General features: G+C 61.9%; 1 protein-coding gene. It reads right to left on the bottom strand.

From position 1 onward, the window contains the following. Positions 1-1,699: immunoglobulin-like domain-containing protein (locus CAF70_RS27605; protein ID WP_371915966.1), on the bottom strand; the 1,699-nt coding region annotated here is incomplete at both ends.

The following is a 1,699-nucleotide window of genomic DNA, read 5'->3' as shown; positions in this document are numbered from 1 at the left end:
CACGCTTTGCGTAGCAGTCAGGGTCACGGTCGTGGTGTCGATGGTGTCGGTCACCTGGGTCACAGCTGCAGTGCTGCTGACGTCGAGCTTCTCGAAGTCGCCACCGGTGGTATCGGTGATGGTCACGCTCAGGTTTTCGGCATCGACGTACACGTCATCGCTCGGGGCGTCGACGGTGATCGAGGCTTCCTTCTGGCCAGCCGCAATGGTGATGCTTTCACCATTGCTCAGCTTGATCACCAGATCGGTACCGGCCTTGTTGGTCAGGGTAGCGGTGTAGGTGATCTTGCCACCTTCGGCCACGGTGTCCGTGGCGGTCAGGGTCAGCGCAGTGGCGTCAGGGGTTGCCGGGTTGTCGGTGACGGTTGTCACTGGCTCGCCCACGGCCACGGTCTTCTCGTAGTTACCGCCCGAGATATCGGTGATCTTGTTGGTCAGGTCCAGGTTGGTGTTATGGACGTTGTTCGGCGCGGTGAATGGCACCGACGCCGACGACTCGCCTACCGGGATGGTGATGGTCTGGCCGTTGGCCAGTTTCACCACCAGGTCGGAGCCGGTGACTTTGTGGTTGACCGAGGCGGTGTAAGTGACCACACCGCCCTCGACCACGCTTTGCGTAGCGGTCAGGGTCACGGTCGTAGTGTCGATGGTGTCGGTCACCTGGGTCACCGCCGCCGTGCTGCTGACGTCGAGCTTCTCGAAGTCGCCACCGGTGGTACCGGTGATGGTCACGCTCAGATTTTCGGCATCGACGTACACGTCGTCGCTCGGGGCGTCGACGGTGATCGAGGCTTCTTTCTGGCCAGCGGCGATGGTGATGCTTTCACCATTGCTCAGCTTGATCACCAGGTCGGTACCCGCCTTGTTGGTCAGGGTAGCGGTGTAGGTGATCTTGCCACCTTCGGCCACGGTGTCCGTAGCGGTCAGGGTCAGCGCAGTGGCGTCCGGGGTTGCCGGGTTGTCGGTGACGGTTGTCACTGGCTCGCCCACGGCCACGGTCTTCTCGTAGTTACCGCCCGAGATGTCGGTGATCTTGTTGGTCAGGTCCAGGTTGGTGTTGTGGACGTTGTTCGGCGCGGTGAATGGCACCGACGCCGACGACTCGCCTACCGGAATGGTGATGGTCTGGCCGTTGGCCAGTTTCACCACCAGGTCGGAGCCGGTGACTTTGTGGTTGACCGACGCGGTGTAGGTGACGACGCCGCCTTCAGTAACCGTCGAGGTTGCCGTCAGGGTGACCGTAGTGGTGTCGATGGTGTCGGTGACCTGGGTCACCGCCGCGGTGCTGCTGACGTCGAGCTTCTCGAAGTCGCCACCGGTGGTATCGGTGATGGTCACGCTCAGGTTTTCGGCATCGACGTACACGTCGTCGCTCGGCGCATCGACGGTGATCGACGCTTCCTTCTGGCCAGCAGCAATGGTGATGCTTTCACCGTTGCTCAGCTTGATCACCAGGTCGGTACCCGCCTTGTTGGTCAGGGTGGCGGTGTAGGTGATCTTGCCACCTTCAGCCACGGTGTCCGTGGCAGTCAGGGTCAGCGCAGTGGCGTCCGGGGTTGCCGGGTTGTCGGTGACGGTTGTCACTGGCTCGCCCACGGCCACGGTCTTCTCGTAGTTACCGCCCGAGATGTCGGTGATCTTGTTGGTCAGGTCCAGGTTGGTGTTATGGACGTTGTTCGGCGCGGTGAATGGCACCGAC

The sequence above is a fragment of the Pseudomonas sp. B19(2017) genome (assembly GCF_002113165.1).
In the GTDB taxonomy this organism is placed as follows: domain Bacteria; phylum Pseudomonadota; class Gammaproteobacteria; order Pseudomonadales; family Pseudomonadaceae; genus Aquipseudomonas.
The sequence above is the reverse complement of the archived record's forward strand: the minus strand, read 5'-3'. Positions and strand labels throughout refer to the sequence as shown.